Origin of the sequence: Arthrobacter sp. PvP103 (assembly GCF_017833075.1) — a bacterium.
Classification (GTDB): domain Bacteria; phylum Actinomycetota; class Actinomycetes; order Actinomycetales; family Micrococcaceae; genus Arthrobacter.
The window spans coordinates 3,522,714-3,544,177 of the sequence record NZ_JAFIBQ010000001.1; the positions used below are offsets into that span (position 1 = coordinate 3,522,714).

The 21,464-nt window shown below is 63.7% G+C and carries 13 protein-coding genes and 3 rRNA genes; 8 read left to right on the plus strand and 8 right to left on the minus strand.

The annotated features are described in order from the left end of the window. Positions 1–87: 87 nt before the first annotated feature. Complete coding sequence (locus JOE41_RS16275; protein WP_209752971.1) at positions 88–1,728, plus strand: alkaline phosphatase; 1,641 nt, start codon at positions 88–90, stop codon at positions 1,726–1,728. A 19-nt stretch (positions 1,729–1,747) separates the two neighbouring features. Here the strand turns inward: JOE41_RS16275 and JOE41_RS16280 are convergent, their stop codons facing one another. Both JOE41_RS16280 and JOE41_RS16285 read right to left on the minus strand, forming a co-directional pair. Further along, positions 1,748–2,776 carry a Gfo/Idh/MocA family oxidoreductase gene (locus tag JOE41_RS16280; protein WP_209752972.1) on the minus strand — a complete coding sequence of 343 codons (1,029 nt, stop codon included), beginning with the start codon at positions 2,774–2,776 and terminating at the stop codon, positions 1,748–1,750. A 132-nt stretch (positions 2,777–2,908) separates the two neighbouring features. Further along, positions 2,909–3,760 carry a class I SAM-dependent methyltransferase gene (locus tag JOE41_RS16285; protein ID WP_209752973.1) on the minus strand — a complete coding sequence of 284 codons (852 nt, stop codon included), beginning with the start codon at positions 3,758–3,760 and terminating at the stop codon, positions 2,909–2,911. 305 nt (positions 3,761–4,065) lie between these two features. On the opposite strand from JOE41_RS16285, the gene JOE41_RS16290 reads away from it, so the two are divergent. Beyond that, the gene (locus JOE41_RS16290) at positions 4,066–4,560 is read left to right on the plus strand and encodes a hypothetical protein (protein ID WP_209752974.1); all 495 of its coding nucleotides are present in this window, start codon (positions 4,066–4,068) and stop codon (positions 4,558–4,560) included. 153 nt (positions 4,561–4,713) lie between these two features. Here JOE41_RS16290 and JOE41_RS16295 read toward each other — a convergent pair whose 3' ends face one another. Next, on the minus strand, positions 4,714–5,313 hold the full coding sequence (locus JOE41_RS16295) for an HNH endonuclease (protein WP_307800712.1): 600 nt from the start codon (positions 5,311–5,313) through the stop codon (positions 4,714–4,716). A gap of 181 nt (positions 5,314–5,494) precedes the next feature. On the opposite strand from JOE41_RS16295, the gene JOE41_RS16300 reads away from it, so the two are divergent. Then, positions 5,495–5,761 (plus strand): hypothetical protein, encoded by a 267-nt coding sequence (locus JOE41_RS16300; RefSeq protein ID WP_043429483.1) that lies wholly within the window; start codon positions 5,495–5,497, stop codon positions 5,759–5,761. 106 nt (positions 5,762–5,867) lie between these two features. Here JOE41_RS16300 and JOE41_RS16305 read toward each other — a convergent pair whose 3' ends face one another. Continuing rightward, positions 5,868–7,115, minus strand: a complete 1,248-nt coding sequence (locus JOE41_RS16305) for an NAD(P)/FAD-dependent oxidoreductase (protein WP_209752975.1) — start codon at positions 7,113–7,115, stop codon at positions 5,868–5,870. Between the two features lie 232 nt (positions 7,116–7,347). Here JOE41_RS16305 and JOE41_RS16310 point away from each other — a divergent pair, with 232 nt between their 5' ends. Beyond that, complete coding sequence (locus JOE41_RS16310; RefSeq protein ID WP_011690925.1) at positions 7,348–8,103, plus strand: ZIP family metal transporter; 756 nt, start codon at positions 7,348–7,350, stop codon at positions 8,101–8,103. Between the two features lie 149 nt (positions 8,104–8,252). Here the strand turns inward: JOE41_RS16310 and JOE41_RS16315 are convergent, their stop codons facing one another. Beyond that, positions 8,253–9,146, minus strand: a complete 894-nt coding sequence (locus tag JOE41_RS16315; protein ID WP_011690926.1) for an SDR family oxidoreductase — start codon at positions 9,144–9,146, stop codon at positions 8,253–8,255. A gap of 762 nt (positions 9,147–9,908) precedes the next feature. Here JOE41_RS16315 and JOE41_RS16320 point away from each other — a divergent pair. From JOE41_RS16320 to JOE41_RS16335, 4 genes are all read left to right on the plus strand, one after another. Further along, a 16S ribosomal RNA gene (locus JOE41_RS16320) occupies positions 9,909–11,432 on the plus strand. 516 nt (positions 11,433–11,948) lie between these two features. After that, positions 11,949–15,086: ribosomal RNA gene (locus tag JOE41_RS16325) — 23S ribosomal RNA — on the plus strand. A 221-nt stretch (positions 15,087–15,307) separates the two neighbouring features. Beyond that, a 5S ribosomal RNA gene (gene rrf / locus JOE41_RS16330) occupies positions 15,308–15,424 on the plus strand. Together the 16S, 23S and 5S rRNA genes form the textbook arrangement of a ribosomal RNA operon. Positions 15,425–15,672: 248 nt before the next feature. Further along, positions 15,673–16,512 carry an SDR family NAD(P)-dependent oxidoreductase gene (locus tag JOE41_RS16335; RefSeq protein WP_209752976.1) on the plus strand — a complete coding sequence of 280 codons (840 nt, stop codon included), beginning with the start codon at positions 15,673–15,675 and terminating at the stop codon, positions 16,510–16,512. A 119-nt stretch (positions 16,513–16,631) separates the two neighbouring features. On the opposite strand, the gene JOE41_RS16340 is transcribed toward JOE41_RS16335, so the two are convergent. From JOE41_RS16340 to JOE41_RS16350, 3 genes are all read right to left on the minus strand, one after another. Continuing rightward, the gene (locus tag JOE41_RS16340) at positions 16,632–18,776 is read right to left on the minus strand and encodes a bifunctional diguanylate cyclase/phosphodiesterase (RefSeq protein ID WP_209752977.1); all 2,145 of its coding nucleotides are present in this window, start codon (positions 18,774–18,776) and stop codon (positions 16,632–16,634) included. Positions 18,777–18,868: 92 nt separating this feature from the next. Further along, complete coding sequence (locus tag JOE41_RS16345; RefSeq protein ID WP_209752978.1) at positions 18,869–20,233, minus strand: UDP-glucose/GDP-mannose dehydrogenase family protein; 1,365 nt, start codon at positions 20,231–20,233, stop codon at positions 18,869–18,871. Continuing rightward, positions 20,230–21,441 carry a glycosyltransferase family 1 protein gene (locus JOE41_RS16350; protein WP_307800713.1) on the minus strand — a complete coding sequence of 404 codons (1,212 nt, stop codon included), beginning with the start codon at positions 21,439–21,441 and terminating at the stop codon, positions 20,230–20,232. The genes JOE41_RS16345 and JOE41_RS16350 overlap by 4 nt, the downstream gene beginning before the upstream one ends. Between the last annotated feature and the right edge of the window lie 23 nt (positions 21,442–21,464).

Consider the following 21,464-nt stretch of genomic DNA (forward strand, 5'->3'; position numbering starts at 1 on the left):
TCCCGCCGTCGCGGGCGGCATCCCGACAGGCCCGGGCAACGGGCAATTCACACCGCCGCCACCGCCGGTTCACCCGCCCCGGCAACGATGGGCAGCATGACTGCTTTCACCCGCCGTAATGTCCTCAAAGGTGCGCTGGCCGCCGCCGGTGCCGCCGCCGTCGTGCCCGCCGCGCTTTCGACGGGCTCAACCCCCGCTCACGCCGGCGTCGCGCTGGTCCGCAACCGACTGACCCTCCCGTCCGGCATCGCCACCGGCGATGTCACCGCCGATTCCGGCGTGCTGTGGTCCCGCGCGTCGGGCCCGGGCCGGCTGGTGGCTGGCCTGCTCGCCGTGGACGACGACGGTGCCCCCCTCCGCGGCGGCCGCGCCTTCCAGCGCGTGCTGCGGGGGAGCGCCGCCAGCGAAGCCACCGACTTCACCTCACGGATCAATGCCGAGCACCTCCCCTCCGGCACCCGCTTCGCGCTCACCCTGCACTTCGAGGATGCCGAGGGCAACGCCGGCGAAACCGCGCAGGGCTCCTTCAGCACCGCCCCCGGAACCGGACTCATCAGCAGCGGCCGCGCAGCCCGCAAGCAGAGCTTCGTCTGGACCGGCGACACCGCCGGCCAGGGTTGGGGCATCAACGAGGAGATCGGCGGCATGCGCGGCTACGCGGCCATGCACGCCACCAGGCCGGACTTCTTCATCCACTCCGGCGACACGATCTACGCCGACGGCCCCATCGCCGCGCAGGTCACCGAGCCGGACGGGCAGATCTGGCGCAACCTCGTCACCGAAGAAGTTTCCAAGGTGGCCGAGACCCTCAACGAGTTCCGCGGACGGCACCGCTACAACCTCATGGACCGGAACGTCCGCGCCCTGTACGCCGAGGTGCCGGTGATCGCCCAGTGGGACGACCACGAAACGCACAACAACTGGTACCCCGGCGAGGTCATCACCGACCCCCGCTACACCGAACGCCGCGTGGACGTGCTCGCCGCCCGCGGCCGCCAGGCCTGGCAGGAATACCAGCCCGTCTCCGGCCTCAGCACCCGGATCGGCGACGGCAGCACCGGCTTTGAACCCGCCCGTATCTACCGCAAGATCTCCCGCGGCCCCCAGCTGGACGTGTTCTGCCTGGACATGCGCACCTTCAAGGACCCCAACACCGACGGCAAGGAAACGCACCTCACCCACATCCTGGGCCAGGAACAGGCGGAATGGCTCATCCGCGAAGTCAGCAAGTCCAAGGCCACCTGGAAGGTCATTTCCGCCGACCTTCCGCTCGGCCTGGTCGTCCCGGACGGCACGGTCAACCAGGAATCCCTGGCCAACCGCGACGCCGGCGCCCCCTTGGGCAAGGAACTCGAGATCGCCGGGGTGCTTTCAGCGTTCAAGCGCAACCGGGTTAAAAACGTGGTGTGGCTCACAGCCGACGTCCACTACTGCGCCGCCCACCATTACTCGCCCGAGCGCGCCGCTTTCCCCGACTTCGACCCCTTCTGGGAATTCGTGGCCGGCCCCATCAACGCCGGCAGCTTCGGCCCCGGCGAACTGGACGGCACCTTCGGTCCGGAGCGGGTGTTCTACAAGACCGGCGCCTACGCCAACCAGTCCCCGCGCACCGGAGAAAACCAGTTCTTCGGCCACGTGGACCTGAACGAGGGCGACGTCTTCACCGTCAGCCTCCGCAACGCCAACGGCACCGTCCTCTGGAGCAAGGAGCTCCAGCCGGCGCGGTAGCAACGTATGACGGGGGCGGTCAGTCCTCGATGTCCACCGAGACGCACTCGGCGTCGCTGAGCCGGGCGGCGTCCAGGACCTCGAGGGTCTGCACGCCCTCGCTGCCGGGGACCGGCTCGGGTCCCTTGCCGGCAACGGCCAGGGCGAACTGCTCGTAGTAGGCCTGATACGCGCCCTGCTCGGACGGCACGCGGACCTGGCCTGCCGCCGTCGTGAGTGTTCCCCAGCGGGACTCGTCCTCATAACCCCATCCGGCGGGGTCGTCCGCCGGGCGTCGGCCCGCGATGGCCGCGACGGCCTGCACGTCGCTCTGCTGCGAGACGTAGCTTCCGTCGGAGCCGAGCAACCGCATTTCCCGCGCGACCAGCCGGTTGCTCTTGGTGGCCGACACGTGGGACGTCACGCCGCTCCGGTGCGCGATGGTCACGAAGAAGCCCGAGTCGGTGCGGCCAGCGTCCAGGTCCACCCAGTCGAGCGTGGCGAAGACTGTGGCGGCCGGTCCGAAGAGCCACAGGGCCTGGTCCACCAGGTGGCTGCCGAGGTCGCGCAGCAGCCCGCCTGCCGGGCCGGCCTCGAGGGTGTCCGGCTGGTCGAGGTCGAAGCGGGACTCGAAGCGCGCCACCTGCCCGACCGCGCCGGAGCCCAGCACCGAGCGGAGCGTCCGGATGTCCGTGTCCCAGCGGCGGTTGTGGAACACATTGAGGATCACGCCGGCGTCCGCGGCCGCCTTGACCAGCTCGCGGCCCACCTCGGCGTTCGGGGCGAAGGGCTTGTCCGCCACCACATGGACGCCGGCCGCAACCGCCTCGAGGACCAGCGCGCGGCGGGTTTCCGGCGGCGTGGTGATCACCACCGCGTCAACGCCGGCGGCCAGCAGCTCCGTCAGGGAATCGTAGAGCGGTACATCCGGATACTCCGACGCGGCCTCCGCACGGCGGGCGGGAGAGCGCGTCACGATGCCGGCCAGTTCCACTCCGTCCGCGGCGGTGATGAACGGAGCGTGGAAGAACCGGCCGCCAAAGCCGAATCCAACTAGTCCAAGATTCACAAGATCTCCTTTGTGCCCTCAGACCGCGCTGCCCGGGGCTAGTTTGTCCTTATGTTAGAACAAACAACAGAGAAATGACACGTGTGAATGCAGGCGGGGGTTTCGACAGGCTCACCCCCGAACGCTCAACCGCTAGGAGGTGCGCGCCTTCTTGGCGGTGACCAGCAAGTATTCCCAGTCCATTTTCGCCTTGGAATCGCCCTGCGCCTCGAGGGACGTGCCGGCCAGGTCAGTGAGTGCCTTGTCCAGGGCCTTCGCCTTGTCCTCGTCGTCGCCCAGGAACTTGTATACGGAGATGGTGGGACCGTAGTGGGACTTGAAGTAGTGCACGAAGTCCTCCGGGTGGTGGAAGCTGGTGATGGCCACTGTATTCTTGACGGCCTGGACATCGGTGATCCTGTCGCCGAAGAGCTCGCGGACATGGTCCTCGGTGCCCCAGAGCGGCGGCGGCAGTGCGCCGGGCGGCGGCGGGGGAGCGAACGGCTTCATGGCGGCGAACATCTTTCCGATGAACCCTTCGGGTGTCCAGCCCATCAGGCCGATGGTCCCGTCGGGTTTGCAGACCCTCACCACCTCGTCGGCGGCCGCCTGGTGGTGCGGGGCGAACATCACGCCCAGGCAGGACATCACCACATCGAACTCGTTGTCCCCGAACGGGAGCGCCTCGGCGTCCGCTTCCTTCCATTCGAGCTCGGCGCCGCGGTCGGCAGCCTGCCGGCGGCCGGCGTCGAACATTTCCGGAGTGAGGTCGCACGCTATCACCTCCGCTGCCATCATTGCGGCCGGAATGGCCGCGTTGCCCGCGCCGGCGGCCACGTCCAGGACGCGCTGGTGGGGCTTGATGCGGCAGGCTTCGACGAGGATCGCTCCGAGGTCCGAAATCAGCTCGCTGGCGAGGGCCGGGTAGTCGCCCTGCGCCCACATGGCACGGTGCTTCCGCTTCAGCTCCCGGTCCGCCGCGATTGCATCGGTCTGGTCATTCATTGTGGCACCCCTCTGCTGTGGCAGGTTCTGAGTGACAGCGCGCTGTGAGCCCAGTGGAGGCTGTGGTGTGAGTTATTTTGGCCGGGGACCGGCGGGATGTAAAGATGCCCGCGCAGGCTGACGAGCGCGGGTGCGTTTCCGTACCGGTCAGTAGATTCCGTGCTAGCACGGAAGTGCCGGAGGGGTGCCCGGAGCCACTATGGATACATCGGAACGCGCGGGAAATCCCGGCGGATCCGAAGCCCCGGAATCGCCGGGCAGCACGCTTCATCCACACCGCATCTTTCCCCGTCAGGAGCACCAGCATGTCCAACGCACCAACCACCAAGAAGTCCCACACCGTCCGCCGCAAGATGGCCCTGCTGACCGCCATCGGGCTCGGGGCGGTGGCGGCACCGTTCGCGCTGGCCGCACCGGCCCAGGCCGCCGGCACCAACTACGCCTGCTCGGTCACCCCGCTCCGGCCCGTGTTCGCCGGCCACAACTCCTCCGGTGTGAAGCTGGTGGACTACCAGATCCAGGTCCGCTGCAACACGGACCGCTACGTCAACATCACCCAGGAGCGCTGGGAGGAAGACGACTGGCCCAACGGCGACGACCACCTGGGCACCTCCACGTTCAGCCGACACCTGAACCAGTACAGCGGAACCGTGACCATCCACAACGTCCGGACCCTGGTGGACGGTGAGATCGGCAACGAAGAGGTGTACCAGAAGGTCAGCTTCCAGGAAGGCAGCAACGGCGTCTGGTCCCCATACACCGGCTGGTACTACAGCGGCGTCACTTCAATGTCGAACTGACGCCTTTCCCCGGGAGCCGCTGAGCCCGGCTCCCCGCAACGCCCAAGGCCCGGTTCCCCCAACCGGGCCTTGGGTTGTTTCCGGCACCGTCGGCGCTGGGCGGCCGCAGGCTGCGGCCCCTCGGGCCTGCCGCACGGCTAGGGTTCCCCGCCTCTAGCCCAGCTCCCGCCGCTCACCGGCCAGAACCGCTTCTTCGACGGGGATGTAATCGCGACGGCGGTTCTGCAGCCGCGCTTGCTGCCCCGGCGAAGGGATCCGGGCGCCCTTCGCACGGTTGCAGCTGCTGCAGGCGGCAACGAAGTTCTGCAGGGAGGTGGCGCCGCCCTTGGACCACGGGTAGAAATGGTCGCCGTGCTCCGCGGGGCGGGAACACCGCCGTCGAAAGGGGCCTTCCATTTCACATTGCCCGTCCGCGCGTGCCATCCCCTCGCGGCGCTGGTGGCGGGAGAAACGGCGGACCGGATCCCGGCGTCGGACGTCCCGGCTCTGCATGATGATGGCGACGATCATCAGTGCGGCGACCAGCACGCCGGGGCCGACGATGACTGGCAGCACGCCACCGAACGTTTGCTGCAGTACGCCGGTGACCGTCGTTGCCTGCGGGGTCGGGGCCGGCTTTGACGCATTCGGCATGAGTGCAAGGTAAACCGACGCAAAAAGCCAGAGTCCCGCGAGCAGCACCAGCAGCCGCAGCCCCTGGCGTGTCCAATAGATGCGCTTCAGTTCCACCATGGTGATTCCCCCAATGAACACTTCGGCTCCGTTGACGAAGCCGGTGCGGTAGCCAGTGAAACAGATCGTACCGGCGGAGCAGTCAGGGCGCAGGCATACCGGCCCCGCGCCGCCGTCGGGCCTTTGCGGTCCCGTCTCCGCCCCACCGCGCCCGAAAGTGCGGGACACTGGAAGTCACACCACCACGAAAGCGGACCACACTTTGATTAATCTCCAGCAGGATGCCGACGGCTACATCCGGATGAACAGGCACTTCCCGGAAAAAGTCCGCATCGCCGTCACCTTTGCCGACGGCACCACGGAGGAACTCTCCGGCGGCAGGCTCAACAAGGCCTACGACGCCGCCCTGGCCGAATACCGCGCGCAGAACCACCTGGACGCGAGGGGATACTCGCGCTCGCCCAAGAAGAAGACCAGCTCCGGAAATAAGATCGAGTTCGTCCCCGTCCACCCCGGCATGGGCGACTGACTTCGACGGCCACCGGCTGACTTGATCCGCTGCTGTACCCGTGGGATCCGCCCGAAACCTCTGGTCTCCTGGGCGCCACCGGGTTCCTGCCCATTCGGCCGGCACCTTAATTCCGCGCCGCGATGTGCTCCGCAATGTACTTGGCGTCGCGACCCACACCCGCGACGATCGACGAACCGTGCCCGGTCAGCCACGGCAGCCCCACGGCGTACAGGCCGGGGTGCTCGGTGACCCCTCGCTGATGGCGCGGGTAGTTCCACTCGTCCAGCACCGGGATGTCCAGGATGCCGAAGTCCAGCCGGTAACCGGTGGCCCAGATGACCGACGTGATATCCGCAGCCTCGAGGTTCAGCCGCGCCGGTTCGGACGGCAGCCAGTCGTCCTTGCGTGGGGGATCCGCATCCGGTGCCGTCATCCCTGCAGCGGCTATGTAGGCATCGAACATCGGCCTCATGCGCTGGTGGAACGTGCGCTCAACAACGCCCAAGCGCTCCGGAAGGTCGTCGCTGAAGGTGAGTTCGCCGTCGTCGGCTGCTTCCAGGTGCCCGTGCAGCCGGACGCCTTTGCGGCCGAGGTCGCGCAGGTGGATGTCGTGGCCGCCGGCGGAGCCGGAAACCAGCGGGTTGCACATGAAGCGTGCTGCGGGGGACGGCAACTGCCCCACGGTGAGGCCGTTGAGTCCGTACTGTGGCCCGTGCTCGGCAAGGTGCATCATCCAGAACAGGAGGTCCTGGCCGCGGTACCGGCGCGGCGCTTCCGGGCAGCTGGACACCGCCAGGTGGATTTCCCGACCGACGGCGAGCAGTTCCTCGGCGATCTGCCCGCCCGACTGTCCGGTTCCCACGATCATGACGGCACCGTCCGGCAGCTGCTCCGGGTTGCGGTAGCTATCGGTGTGCAGTTGCAGGACGTGGCCCGGGAAACGCGCGGACAACGCGGGGATTTTCGGTTTCTGGTAGCCGCCGGTGGCCAGCACCACGTTGCGCGCCCGCCGGACGCCCTCGGTGGTTTCCACGATGAAGCCGCCGTCCTCCGCCGGCGCGATCCGGGTGACGTCCGCGCCGGTCCGGACCGGCGCTCCGATGCTCGCCGCGTACTGCCGGAAGTACCCGATCAGCTCGTCCCGCGGCATAAAGGCGTCCGGTTCGGGACCGTCATACGGCCTGCCCGGTAAAGCCAGCGAGAAGTTGGGCGTGTTCAGGCAGAACGCATCCCAGCGGTCCTGCCATGCACCGCCCAGGGCGGCACGCCGCTCCAGCAACCGATGTTCGACGCCGGCCCTGCTCAGCCAGTAGCTCGTGGCCAGGCCAGCCTGCCCGGCGCCAACGATAAGGGTGTCCAGAATCGGTCCCATGCAAGAAACCATACGCCGGGCCGGGCAGCTTTCAAGGGGGCCGGCAGCGCGGGCCGACGGCGCGTTCGACGGCGGGCCGGCCACCCGGCGTCGTGCGTCACTTTTGCGTTTGCACAGCGCCGCTGGCCTAATTTGCCGCCGGAGTCTGCAACAATGCTGGAGGTGCCGGGCGGCTCAGCGCTCGGCACTGTCTGTTTTGAGCCAGGCTTCGCGGCCGCGGAAGGTTGTACGGATGCCGATGTGGGCGCAGGCCATGTTCTGGGGGACCCTTGCCGGCGGTGCGCTGGTGCTTGGTTCCTGGCTGTCGTGGAAGTGGACCATCCCCGCGAAGCTGGTCTCCTCCATCATGGCCTTCGGCGCCGGCGTGCTCATCTCCGCACTCGCCTTTGAGCTGGTGGACGAGGCGGTGGACGGCGGCGGTCTGTGGCCGACGGTGGCCGGGTTCCTTGCCGGTGCCGTGGTGTACGTCAGCGCCAACGCCCTGCTGGCACGCTCCGGGGCCAAGCACCGCAAGCGGTCCAAGGGACAGCAGCCCTCCGAGAAGGACAGCCCGGGCAGCGGCACGGCCATCGCCGTCGGCGCCCTCTTGGACGGCATTCCGGAATCGGTGGTGCTGGGCCTTGGACTCATCACTGCCGGCGCCGTCAGCCCCGCAATGCTCGCCGCCGTGTTCATCTCCAACGTTCCCGAAGGCCTCTCCAGCACGGCGGGAATGAAAAAAGCCGGCCGCAGCGCAGGGTACGTCTTCGGCGTCTGGGGAGGCATCGCGGTCCTGTGCGGGCTGTCCTCCCTGCTGGGCTACACGGCGCTGGAGAACGCGCCCGACGAAGCCGTGGCGTTCATCACCGCCGTGGCTGCCGGCGGCATCCTGGCCATGCTGGCGGACACCATGATCCCGGAGGCCTTCGAAGAGCACCACAACCTCACCGGACTGGTCGCGTCCGTGGGTTTCCTGTCCGCCTTCACCATTCACCACGTGGGCGGATAGGGCTGCCGGTGCCTGTGGCAGCGGCCGCGGAGCATCCCTGCCGCAGTCGACGGCGGTGACCGCCGCCGGGACGGCCACCGCTGCGACGGACGTTGCGGCCCCGACGGCCACCGCTGCTACGGCCGCTTCGCCGTAGGCGCCTCGCTCGCCTACGGTGTGGGGCTGCCGCCGTTGACGTTCAGCGTTTCGCCCACAACATAGCTGGACTCGGCCGAGGCCAGGAACACATAGGCCGGCGCGAGTTCCGCAGGCTGGCCGGCGCGGCCCAGGGGAGTGTCCTTGCCGAATTCGGGCAGGGCCTCCTTCGGCTGGCCGCTGCTGACCTGGAGCGGAGTCCAGATCGGCCCGGGTGCCACCGCATTGACGCGGATCCCCTTCGGCGCGAGCTGCTGCGCCAGGCCCTTGGTGAAGTTGTTGATGCTCGCCTTCGTGGTGGCGTAATCCACCAATGTGGGCGACGGGTTGTAGGCCTGGATGGACGTGGTGTTGATGATGGTTGATCCGGCGGGCAGGTGGGGCACCGCTGCCTTGGTCAGCCAGAACATCGCATAGACGTTGGTCTTCAGCGTGTGGTCGAACTGCTCATCGCTGATCTCCTCGATGTCCTCCTGCGCCACCTGCTTGCCGGCGTTGTTCACCAGGATGTCCAGGCCGCCGAGTTCGCGCACAGCGGTGTCCACCAGTTCGCGGCACACGGCCGCGTCCTTCAGGTCGCCGGGAGCCTTGACGGCTTTGCGGCCCGCCTTCTCGATCAGGTTCGCAATCCGCGCGGCGTCTTCTTCTTCCTCCGGCAGGTAGGAAAGCACGACGTCGGCACCCTCCCGTGCGAAGGCAATCGCCGTGGCGGCGCCGATCCCGGAATCCGCGCCGGTGACAAGGGCCTTGCGCCCCTCCAGCCGTCCGGTGCCGCGGTACGTGTCCTCGCCCAGGTCCGCCTTTGGTGTCAGCTTCGCGTCCAGGCCGGGCTCGGGCTGGTGCTGCTTGGGCGGCTCAATATGCTCGTAGGCCGTCACGGGGTTCTTGAACGTGTACTGGTCGGTCATGGTGCTCCTCCGGAAGGGTTGCTCTCAACACGGACAGTCGGTCGGTGCCAGTCGGTCGGTTCCGACGCATGCTAAGCATGCTTACCAATTCACCCTAGCGAGGGTGTGCGGGAGCCGCAACGGGGGCGGGCTGCCGGGCCCCGTACCTCAGTTGGGAGGTTCCGCGCAGGGGCTGGGGCATTCCTACCCGGCGCGACCCGCCTGGTGTGACGGGCTCCACAAAATCGTCCGACGCCGGAATGCCGGCTTCCGGGGGACCAAGAGGTCCCGTAATCCGCATGATTCCGGGGCTTTGGGGTGCTTGGGTTGCTGTGTGGGGGTGGATTTGTGTGGGGTGCTGTGGGCGTGTAAAGTAATTCGAGTCGCCGCCGCTGATGCGGAGAGATTGCGACCGACCCCCTTCTGAATGGCCTGGAAAACGGCGCTGTTATGGCGTGCGGAATCCGGGTGGGGATCCTTCCTGTGGTGCTTGTGGCTGGCGGAATGCCGGTTTGCATTGTGTTGCGGGATCGGGTAAGTTTGGGAAGTTGCTCCGGAGCGATCCTTGACCGTGTGGTTGTGGTGGTGCCGGGTGTGTCTGTTGTTTGAGAACTCAATAGTGTGCCAAGTTTGTTGATACCAATTTATTTTATGGATTGGTTGAATTGACTGGATTATGCCACCCCGTGGTGTGGTCTGGTTTTTACAGCTGGTTTCAAATTTTGTGCAGCCGCTTTCTTCCGTTTTCCCGGGGGTGGTGGTTGTGTCTGTTTTTGTTTTACTTCAACGGAGAGTTTGATCCTGGCTCAGGATGAACGCTGGCGGCGTGCTTAACACATGCAAGTCGAACGATGATCCCAGCTTGCTGGGGGATTAGTGGCGAACGGGTGAGTAACACGTGAGTAACCTGCCCTTAACTCTGGGATAAGCTTGGGAAACTGGGTCTAATACCGGATATGACTCCTCATCGCATGGTGGGGGGTGGAAAGCTTTTTGTGGTTTTGGATGGACTCGCGGCCTATCAGCTTGTTGGTGAGGTAATGGCTCACCAAGGCGACGACGGGTAGCCGGCCTGAGAGGGTGACCGGCCACACTGGGACTGAGACACGGCCCAGACTCCTACGGGAGGCAGCAGTGGGGAATATTGCACAATGGGCGAAAGCCTGATGCAGCGACGCCGCGTGAGGGATGACGGCCTTCGGGTTGTAAACCTCTTTCAGTAGGGAAGAAGCGAAAGTGACGGTACCTGCAGAAGAAGCGCCGGCTAACTACGTGCCAGCAGCCGCGGTAATACGTAGGGCGCAAGCGTTATCCGGAATTATTGGGCGTAAAGAGCTCGTAGGCGGTTTGTCGCGTCTGCCGTGAAAGTCCGGGGCTCAACTCCGGATCTGCGGTGGGTACGGGCAGACTAGAGTGATGTAGGGGAGACTGGAATTCCTGGTGTAGCGGTGAAATGCGCAGATATCAGGAGGAACACCGATGGCGAAGGCAGGTCTCTGGGCATTAACTGACGCTGAGGAGCGAAAGCATGGGGAGCGAACAGGATTAGATACCCTGGTAGTCCATGCCGTAAACGTTGGGCACTAGGTGTGGGGGACATTCCACGTTTTCCGCGCCGTAGCTAACGCATTAAGTGCCCCGCCTGGGGAGTACGGCCGCAAGGCTAAAACTCAAAGGAATTGACGGGGGCCCGCACAAGCGGCGGAGCATGCGGATTAATTCGATGCAACGCGAAGAACCTTACCAAGGCTTGACATGGGCCGGACCGGGCTGGAAACAGTCCTTCCCCTTTGGGGCCGGTTCACAGGTGGTGCATGGTTGTCGTCAGCTCGTGTCGTGAGATGTTGGGTTAAGTCCCGCAACGAGCGCAACCCTCGTTCCATGTTGCCAGCGCGTAATGGCGGGGACTCATGGGAGACTGCCGGGGTCAACTCGGAGGAAGGTGGGGACGACGTCAAATCATCATGCCCCTTATGTCTTGGGCTTCACGCATGCTACAATGGCCGGTACAAAGGGTTGCGATACTGTGAGGTGGAGCTAATCCCAAAAAGCCGGTCTCAGTTCGGATTGGGGTCTGCAACTCGACCCCATGAAGTCGGAGTCGCTAGTAATCGCAGATCAGCAACGCTGCGGTGAATACGTTCCCGGGCCTTGTACACACCGCCCGTCAAGTCACGAAAGTTGGTAACACCCGAAGCCGGTGGCCTAACCCCTTGTGGGAGGGAGCTGTCGAAGGTGGGACTGGCGATTGGGACTAAGTCGTAACAAGGTAGCCGTACCGGAAGGTGCGGCTGGATCACCTCCTTTCTAAGGAGCACCTACAACAACCCTGCCCCGTGTATGCGGGTGTGGTGGTGTTGTCAGGAGTACGCCCGTTGCGCAGACGTAAGTTCTGCGGCGGGTGCTCACGGGTGGAATATCAGCAAATAGCGGCCGGTGGTTCTTTTTCCTGACTTAGTACGGATGTTCTTCACGTGTGGAGGGTGTCCTGGAAGGGTTCGGGGGGAGGGGTTCCGGTTTAGTGTTTGGCACACTGTTGGGTCCTGAGGCAACAGGGCCATGGCGTGGCCGGGTTTCCTTTGCGGGGATGCGGTTGTGGTGTGGGTTTGTTTGTTTCTGGTTTCCTGGCTGCACCGATCATGCATGTTTGTGTGTGTGGGGTGTGTGGTACGGGGTTGTTGTTTGAGAACTACATAGTGGACGCGAGCATCTTTTATAAGAAGCAATTTCCAAGAATATGAACCTGGATCTGTTGTTCTGTCTTTCGGGATGGAGCGGTGGTTTCTGTGGTTCTCTCGAAAATTAGCGTTTTTGATCTTTTGTGGTCAAGTTTTTAAGAGCACACGGTGGATGCCTTGGCATTAGGAGCCGAAGAAGGACGTAGGAATCTGCGATAAGCCTGGGGGAGTCGATAACCGGACTGTGATCCCAGGGTGTCCGAATGGGGAAACCCCGCCAGGGACGCGAGTTGCCTGGTGACCCGCATCTGAACACATAGGGTGCGTGGAGGGAACGCGGGGAAGTGAAACATCTCAGTACCCGCAGGAAGAGAAAACAATAGTGATTCCGTTAGTAGTGGCGAGCGAACGCGGATCAGGCTAAACCGTTCCATGTGTGATAGCCGGCGGGCGTTGCATGGTCGGGGTTGTGGGACTTTCCGTATCAGTTCTGCCGGACTGGTGAGGTGTGATGTGCAGGCATAGGTGAACGGTCTTGAAAGGCCGGCCAGAGAGGGTGTGAGCCCCGTAACCGTAATGTTGTGTACCGCCTGGAGAGTATCCCAAGTAGCACGGGGCCCGAGAAATCCCGTGTGAATCTGTCAGGACCACCTGATAAGCCTAAATACTCCCTAATGACCGATAGCGGACCAGTACCGTGAGGGAAAGGTGAAAAGTACCCCGGGAGGGGAGTGAAACAGTACCTGAAACCGTGTGCTTACAATCCGTCGGAGCCAGTCTGATTCTGGTGACGGCGTGCCTTTTGAAGAATGAGCCTGCGAGTTAGTGTTACGTCGCGAGGTTAACCCGTGTGGGGAAGCCGTAGCGAAAGCGAGTCTGAATAGGGCGTTGCAGTGGCGTGATCTAGACCCGAAGCGAAGTGATCTACCCATGGCCAGGTTGAAGCGACGGTAAGACGTCGTGGAGGACCGAACCCACTTCAGTTGAAAATGGAGGGGATGAGCTGTGGGTAGGGGTGAAAGGCCAATCAAACTTCGTGATAGCTGGTTCTCCCCGAAATGCATTTAGGTGCAGCGTTGCGTGTTTCTTACCGGAGGTAGAGCTACTGGATGGCTAATGGGCCCTACAAGGTTACTGACGTCAGCCAAACTCCGAATGCCGGTAAGTGAGAGCGCAGCAGTGAGACTGTGGGGGATAAGCTTCATAGTCGAGAGGGAAACAGCCCAGACCACCAACTAAGGCCCCTAAGCGTGTGCTAAGTGGGAAAGGATGTGGAGTTGCGAAGACAACCAGGAGGTTGGCTTAGAAGCAGCCATCCTTAAAAGAGTGCGTAATAGCTCACTGGTCAAGTGATTCCGCGCCGACAATGTAGCGGGGCTCAAGTACACCGCCGAAGTTGTGGCATTCACATTTTATCCAAGCCGCCTCCTTTGTGGGGTTGGTTCAGGAGTGTGGATGGGTAGGGGAGCGTCGTGTGGGCAGTGAAGTCGCGGTGTAAACCAGCGGTGGAGCCTACACGAGTGAGAATGCAGGCATGAGTAGCGAAAGACGGGTGAGAAACCCGTCCGCCGAATGATCAAGGGTTCCAGGGTCAAGCTAATCTGCCCTGGGTAAGTCGGGACCTAAGGCGAGGCCGACAGGCGTAGTCGATGGACAACGGGTTGATATTCCCGTACCGGCGAAAAACCGCCCATGCTGAACAGGGGATACTAACCGCCCGAGACCTGCCCGATCACCCTTGTGGTGTGAGGGTTTTGGTGGAGCGCGGGACCTGATCCTGGGAGGTAAGCGTATTAACAGGTGTGACGCAGGAAGGTAGCCGAGCCGGGCGATGGTTGTCCCGGTCCAAGGATGTAGGGCGAACGGTAGGCAAATCCGCCGTTCATGATGCCTGAGACCTGACGGGACCCCTTTAGGGGGGGATTCGGTGATCCTATGCTGCCTAGAAAAGCATCGACGCGAGGTTTTAGCCGCCCGTACCCCAAACCGACACAGGTGATCAGGTAGAGAATACTAAGGCGATCGAGAGAATTATGGTTAAGGAACTCGGCAAAATGCCCCCGTAACTTCGGGAGAAGGGGGGCCCCAACCTTGATGGACACTTGCTGTCCGGAGGGGATCGGGGCCGCAGAGACCAGGGGGAAGCGACTGTTTACTAAAAACACAGGTCCGTGCGAAGTCGCAAGACGATGTATACGGACTGACTCCTGCCCGGTGCTGGAAGGTTAAGAGGACCGGTTAGCCGCAAGGCGAAGCTGAGAATTTAAGCCCCAGTAAACGGCGGTGGTAACTATAACCATCCTAAGGTAGCGAAATTCCTTGTCGGGTAAGTTCCGACCTGCACGAATGGAGTAACGACTTCCCCGCTGTCTCAACCATAAACTCGGCGAAATTGCAGTACGAGTAAAGATGCTCGTTACGCGCAGCAGGACGGAAAGACCCCGAGACCTTTACTATAGTTTGGTATTGGTGTTCGGAGTGGCTTGTGTAGGATAGGTGGGAGACGTTGAAGCCCGGACGCCAGTTCGGGTGGAGTCATCGTTGAAATACCACTCTGGTCACTTTGGACATCTAACTTCGGCCCGTAATCCGGGTCAGGGACAGTGCCTGATGGGTAGTTTAACTGGGGCGGTTGCCTCCTAAAAAGTAACGGAGGCGCCCAAAGGTTCCCTCAGCCTGGTTGGCAATCAGGTGTCGAGTGTAAGTGCACAAGGGAGCTTGACTGTGAGAGAGACATCTCGAGCAGGGACGAAAGTCGGGACTAGTGATCCGGCGGTACATTGTGGAATGGCCGTCGCTCAACGGATAAAAGGTACCTCGGGGATAACAGGCTGATCTTGCCCAAGAGTCCATATCGACGGCATGGTTTGGCACCTCGATGTCGGCTCGTCGCATCCTGGGGCTGGAGTAGGTCCCAAGGGTTGGGCTGTTCGCCCATTAAAGCGGTACGCGAGCTGGGTTTAGAACGTCGTGAGACAGTTCGGTCCCTATCCGCTGCGCGCGCAGGAAATTTGAGAAGGGCTGTCCTTAGTACGAGAGGACCGGGACGGACGAACCTCTGGTGTGTCAGTTGTACTGCCAAGTGCACCGCTGATTAGCTACGTTCGGATGGGATAACCGCTGAAAGCATCTAAGCGGGAAGCTCGCTTCGAGATGAGATTTCCATACACCTTGTGTGTGAGAGGCCCCCAGCCAGACCACTGGGTTGATAGGCCGGATGTGGAAGCGAGGACTAACGACTCGTGAAGCTGACCGGTACTAATAGGCCGATAACTTACACCACACACCCTTTTCGTGAACGGATTCAAAAGACGTTCACACCATGGAAAGGGTACAAAGAAAAACAAGACTGCTTGCGTCCACTATGTGGTTCCCAAACAACAAACCCGTTGCTTGAGGAACAAACACAACAACATAACAACACCACACCTGCCCTGAGCGGCAGGAGCATGTTGTAACCACTAATTTTCCCAACCCCCGCACCGGGGGTCCGGGTAAAAGGGTTACGGCGGTCATAGCGTGGGGGAAACGCCCGGTCCCATTCCGAACCCGGAAGCTAAGACCCACAGCGCCGATGGTACTGCACCCGGGAGGGTGTGGGAGAGTAGGTCACCGCCGGAACATCATTCAGGTCGAGAGCCCCAACCAGGCAACTGGTCGGGGCTCTCCCACGTTAACCACCAAAACCCCGGGAACCGGCAGAGCGTCCGCCAACAACCCGCCACAACCGGCAGAGCGTCCGCCCATAACCCGCCACAACCGGCAGAGCGTCGCCAAGGGGCGGAACACCACCTGTGCCGCCGTCGTTGTACTCACTGGGTTTGGGACGCCGGGTATCGGCAAGTCCATCATCGATTGGGAGATACTTCATGGCTGCACGCACCATCGTCATTACCGGGGCTAGCGACGGCATCGGAGCTTCCGCCGCGCGGACGCTGGCCAAGGCAGGGGAGCAGGTGGTCGTCGTCGGGCGTTCTGCGGAAAAGACCCGAGCCGTGGCGCAGGAGATCGGCGCTGACTACTTCGTCAGCGATTTCGCTGACCTCTCCCAAGTGCGTGCGCTGGTGGTCCAGCTGAAGGAGAAGTACCCACGGATTGACGTCCTGGCCAACAATGCCGGCGGCATCATGGGCAAGCGCGAGCTGACGGTGGACGGCCACGAAAAGACGTTCCAGGTAAACCACCTGGCGCCCTTCCTCCTCACCACGGAGCTGATGGATGTCCTGACGGCAAGCAATGCGACAGTGATAAATACGTCGAGCGCGGCGAACGCGTTCGGATACGTGGACATAAATGACCTTGAGGCCGCCGGCAAGTACTCCACCAACAAGGCCTACGGCACTTCCAAGCTCGAGAACATTTTGTTCACCACTGAGCTGCATCACCGGTACAACAACGCGGGCATTTCCACGGCGGCATTCCATCCCGGAGGCGTGGCCACCAATTTCGCGGCAGAATCCACCAGTTGGTTCCGGTTCGCCTATAAGACAATTATCAAGCGGTTCATGCTCACTCCGGAGCAAGGCGCTGACACGCTCGTGTGGCTTGCCACCGCCAAGCCGGGGCGGGACTGGATGTCCGGTGCTTACTATGCCAAGCGGGCGCTGGCCAAAGCCAACAAGCAGGCCTACGACGCCGAGCTTGCCCGGCGGCTCTGGGACCGCAGCGAAGTCCTGGTCAGCACGGACAAGCTCAACCAGCGAAGCTGACGCGCGCCGGCAGAGACCAGGGGACACATCGCGGCGCTGCGTCGGTCCTGTTATGAACTGACCGGAATCGTTGTGGTCGAGGGACTCGACAGGTGAGGCGGCCTTTTCACCGGGCCCTGTCAGCCCTCGAGACGAAGTCCCTGCATCTCGTCAATCGCATCTGCCGAGCGGAGCAGCGCAAGCTCCACTCCGGACTGGGGCTCCGGGTGGGAAAAGAGGTAGCCCTGCAGGGAATCGCAATGCAGGTTGGTCAGGTGCCTGGCCTGGGCCGCGGTCTCGATTCCTTCCGCTGTCACCGTCAGGCCCAGGCTGTGGGCCATATTGATCATCGAGTTCAGGATGGGCAGTTTCTCCGCGCCGGTACGCACCATGGACACGAAAGAACGGTCAATCTTCACCGCGTCCACGGGCAGTTCCTGGAGCCGGCCCAGCGACGAGTACCCGGTGCCGAAATCGTCCAGCGCCACCCGCACGCCAGCATCGCGGAGCAAGTCCAGCTGCCGGATCACATGTGCGTCCGGGTCAAAGAAGACGCTCTCCGTCACCTCCAGCACCAGCTGCCGGGGATCCGCACCGCAGGATGCTGCCAGCCGCAGGACGCCGTCGGCGAACTTGCAGTCCTTCAGCTGCACCCCCGAAATATTGACCGCCACAGAGCGGGTGGCATCCCCGGCGAGCCACGGCTGCAGCTCTGTGAAGCTGTGCCGCATGACCTGCATGCCGATGGCCGAAATCTGGCCGCTGCGCTCCGCCGTCGGAATGAACTGCCCGGGCGGGACCAGCTCACCGTCCCGTTTCCACCGGGCCAAGGCTTCAAACTGCACCACTTCACCGAGCCTCGGCGAAATCACCGGCTGGTAGTGGACCGTGATCTGTCCGGATTCCACGGCAAGCCGGAGGCCGGCCTCCATGTCCGTACGCTGTACCAGCGCCGTCATCATTTCCGGTTCGAACCTCATGTACCGGTTCTTGCCTGCGGCCTTTGCTGCGTACATCGCGACGTCAGCCTGGCGGAGCAGCTCGGACGCTGCTACGTTCGGGCCCGCCGAGGCCAATCCGAGACTCAGGCTTGGACGGAGCATTGTCCCGTCGATCCACATGGGGACATTCAGCGAGTCGACGATGCGTTCCGCGATGGCATCAGGCTCCGGCGAACCTGTCAGCAGCACCACGAACTCGTCCCCGCCCAGGCGGGCAACGGTGTCGTCGGGACGGACGCAGGAACGGAGCCTGCGCGCCACTTCAGTCAGCATCTCGTCACCGGCATGGTGGCCCAGGATGTCATTGACTTCCTTGAAGTCGTCCAGGTCCAGCAGCAGGACGTCCACGGTCCCGGGCCCGGTGCCGCGGAGCGATGCAGCCAGTTGGTCATGGAACAGCTTTCGGTTGGCCAGTCCGGTCAGCGGGTCCTGGAACGCCAGCGCTTTGAGCTGTTCTGCCTGCTCGGCGAGATCGGCCAGGGCCTGCTTCGCCTGGTCCTGGGCAGCCAGCCGCGGGGTGACGTCGCGGAAGCTCCACACGCGGCCCACCACCTTGTCAGCTACCTTCTGTGGACGCGAATACCGCTCGAAGGTCCTGCCGTCGGTAAATTCCAGGATGTCGTTGCTCTCGGCCAAGGGGTGCTCGTAAAGTTCACGGACTTTGTCGAGAAAACTTTGGGGCCGTTTCAGCAGCCCGAGCACGTATCTGATCACTGCTTCGTCATCATGGGTTGCCAACAGCTCGCGCGGAATACCCCACATGGACACGAACTGCTCGTTCACACCGGCGATCTGGCCGTCCGTACCCACAACGAGAATGCCGTCAGCCGTGGATTCGAGAGTGGCGCTCAGCAGGGACATCGCCTCGCGCAACCCGTCGTCGGGTTCTTCGCGATGAGTCATGTCCCGCACCGACACGGACATGCAAAGGCCGGCGGCTATATCCAGCAGACCGCACGCTATCTCGCCCTTGAACTCCGTGCCGTCCTTCCTGAGCCCGTACGCTTCGAAGGGCGAACCGAAGCTGGACTCCGGACCGCCCGCACGAAGGGCCTTGAAGAGCCGCTGGAAGCCCAGACGGTAGCCCTCGGCAAGAACAATCCGATGATCATGGCCAACGAGTTCCTGCCGGGAGTAACCGAACACCCGCTCAGCGGAAGGATTCATGAGCACCACGGTGCCGTCCTGGGCCAGCACCAACAGGGCATCGGGCAGCGAATCAATGATGGCCTGGTAATCCCGGCCCGAAACGGACCCCGGATCCCGGCTTCCCTGCGGCGCCATCAGAGCGCCTTAAACACAAAATGAGACCGCAATTGCTTCATCGAATGTCCTCCCCTCCGCACATCATAGAGCGCTAAGGCAAGAACCGCTTGTTACGTGATCGGCTGAGGAATCAGCCCAGCCCCCGTCCCGAGCCCGCGAACCGTCCAGCCCTCCGCCTGCCACGCTGCGGCGTCCAGGACATTGCGCGCGTCCAGCACCGTGCGGCGTCGTACCAGTGCCCCCGCAACCACCGGCGACAACGAACGGTATTCGTCCCATTCCGTCAGCAACAGCACCAGTTCGGCGCCATCGAGCGCCCGGTCCGTGCACGCCTCGAACCGCAGCTGCGGGTACCGCATCGTCGCGTTGGTGACAGCCTTCGGATCCGTCACGGTAACCTGCGCGCCGGCCGCGGACAGCTGCAGGGCGACGTCCAGGGCGGGGGAGTCCCGGATGTCGTCCGTGTCCGGCTTGAACGCCGCACCCAGCACCGCCACCGTCCGGCCTGACAGAGTACCGCCACACAGCCCGCGGGCGATCTCCACTGTCCGCAATCGCTGGTCAAGATTGATGGCATCCACCAGGCCCATCCACTCGTCCACGGACCCTACGCCGAGGGCGGCCGCCTGGGCACGGAAACTGCGGATGTCCTTGGGCAGGCATCCACCGCCGAACCCCAGCCCGGCATGAAGGTACCGGCTGCCGATCCGCGGATCCAGGCCCATCGCCTCGCCCAGTTCGGTGACGTCGGCCCCTGATGCGTCACACAGCTCGGCCATCGCGTTGATGAAGCTGACCTTCGTGGCGAGGTACGCGTTGGCCGCCGACTTGATCAGTTCCGCCGTGGCAAAGTTGCACACCAGCCGCGGAATCCCGGCGCTCAGTAGCGGCCCGTACACGGCATCCAGGGCTTCGGTCACACCACGTGCGGCACCGCCTGACCGGCCAAACGCGCCAGCCTTTCCTCCCGGCACGCCGTAAACCAGCCGGTCCGGCACCAGCGAATCCTTTACCGCGGTGCCCTGCCGCAGGAACTCCGGATTCCAGCCAAGCAGCACGTCAGGCCGGCCCGACAGAATGCCCGCCAACATGTCGACAGTCCCCACGGGCACCGTTGACTTACCCACGACGGCGGAGCCCCGGTCCAGGTGCGGAAGGAGGCTTTCGGTGGCGGACACCAGGTAGCTGAGGTCGGCGCCGTCGGATGTCTTGGACTGCGGAGTGCCCACGCAGAGGAAGTGCACCCGCGCGCCGGCCGCAGCCGCGAAGTCGGCGGAGAAGGTCAGCCGTCCGGTGGCCCGGCCGTCCCGCAGGAGCTCGTCCAAGCCCGGCTCGAAGAACGGGGCGAAGCCGCGGGCCAGCTGTTCCACCTTGGCGGCGTCGACGTCGATGCCCACCACTGTATGGCCCATCGACGCCAGCGTTGCGGCGTGCACGGCACCGAGGTACCCGCAGCCGATCACGGAAATCTTCACAGCGTTGCTCCTCTTTTGGTTTCGGCAGGCCCAACCGCCGGTACCCGTCGGACGGGCTCAACCACCGGCATTCGCCCGACAGGCTCAACCACCGGTTCACCGGCGATGACAGCCCGGTAATGGCGCACCAGCTCCGCGCTCAACGCCGGCCATGTCCGCCCCTGGACCGAAGCGTGCGCTGCGGCAGCGAACGCGCGGCGCTTGGCGTCGTCGCCCATCAGGTCCATGACATGTGCCCGCATCCCGGCGAGGTCGCCCGGCCTGTACAGCCAGCCAGTGCGGGAATTCTCCACCAGGTCCAATGGGCCGCCGCGTCCCGTGGCCACCACCGGCACGCCCGATGCCATGGCCTCCTGGATGGTCTGGCAGAAGGTCTCGAACTCGCCCGGATGCACGAACAGGTCGAAGGACGCCACCGCGCTGGCCAGCTGCTCACCGCCCAGGAACCCGGCAAACACGGCGTTCGGCAGGGCTTCCTGCAGCGCCTCGCGCTGCGGTCCGTCGCCCACGATCACCAGCCGCGTGCCCGGCACATCGGCCAGCACGGCCAGGTCCTCCACCTGCTTTTCAACGGCCAGACGGCCCACATAGCCGATGATCCGCTCGCTGCCGGGGGCCACGGAGGCCCGCCACCCGTCGTCGCGCTTTTCCGGCGCAAACCGCGCGGTATCCACACCGCGCCGCCACATGTCCACCCGCAGAACTCCGCGGCCGCGCAACTGGTTCAGCGCGAAAGTCGATGGCACCAGCGTCCGGGACGCCAGCAGGTGGATGTTCTCCACCCGGTTCCAGGCCCAGTTCTCCATGAACGGCACACCGTAGCGCGCCGCGTAGCTGGGGACCTCGGTCTGGTAGATGGCCACTGTGGGAATCCCCAGCTGGTGAGCGGCCTGCACCGCCCGCCAGCCGAGCACGAACGGGGACGCGAGGTGGACAACGTCGGGCGCGTAATCGGCAAGGATTCTCTTGACCCGGTTCACACCGCCCAACGCCACCCGCACGTTCGAGTAGCCGGCCAGCGGCACCGACGGAAGCCGGTGCACGAACGCGCCGTGCACTACGTCCAGGACCTCCGTGTCCTGTGTCGACGGGGCGATCACCATGACGTCATCGCCCCGCTCCTGCAGATGCTCAAGCACCCGAAGGATGGAGTGCGTAACCCCGTTCATCAGTGGCAGGAATGATTCAGCAACGATTGCGATCCTCACCCCTCCACGGTGCGGGCGGCGCG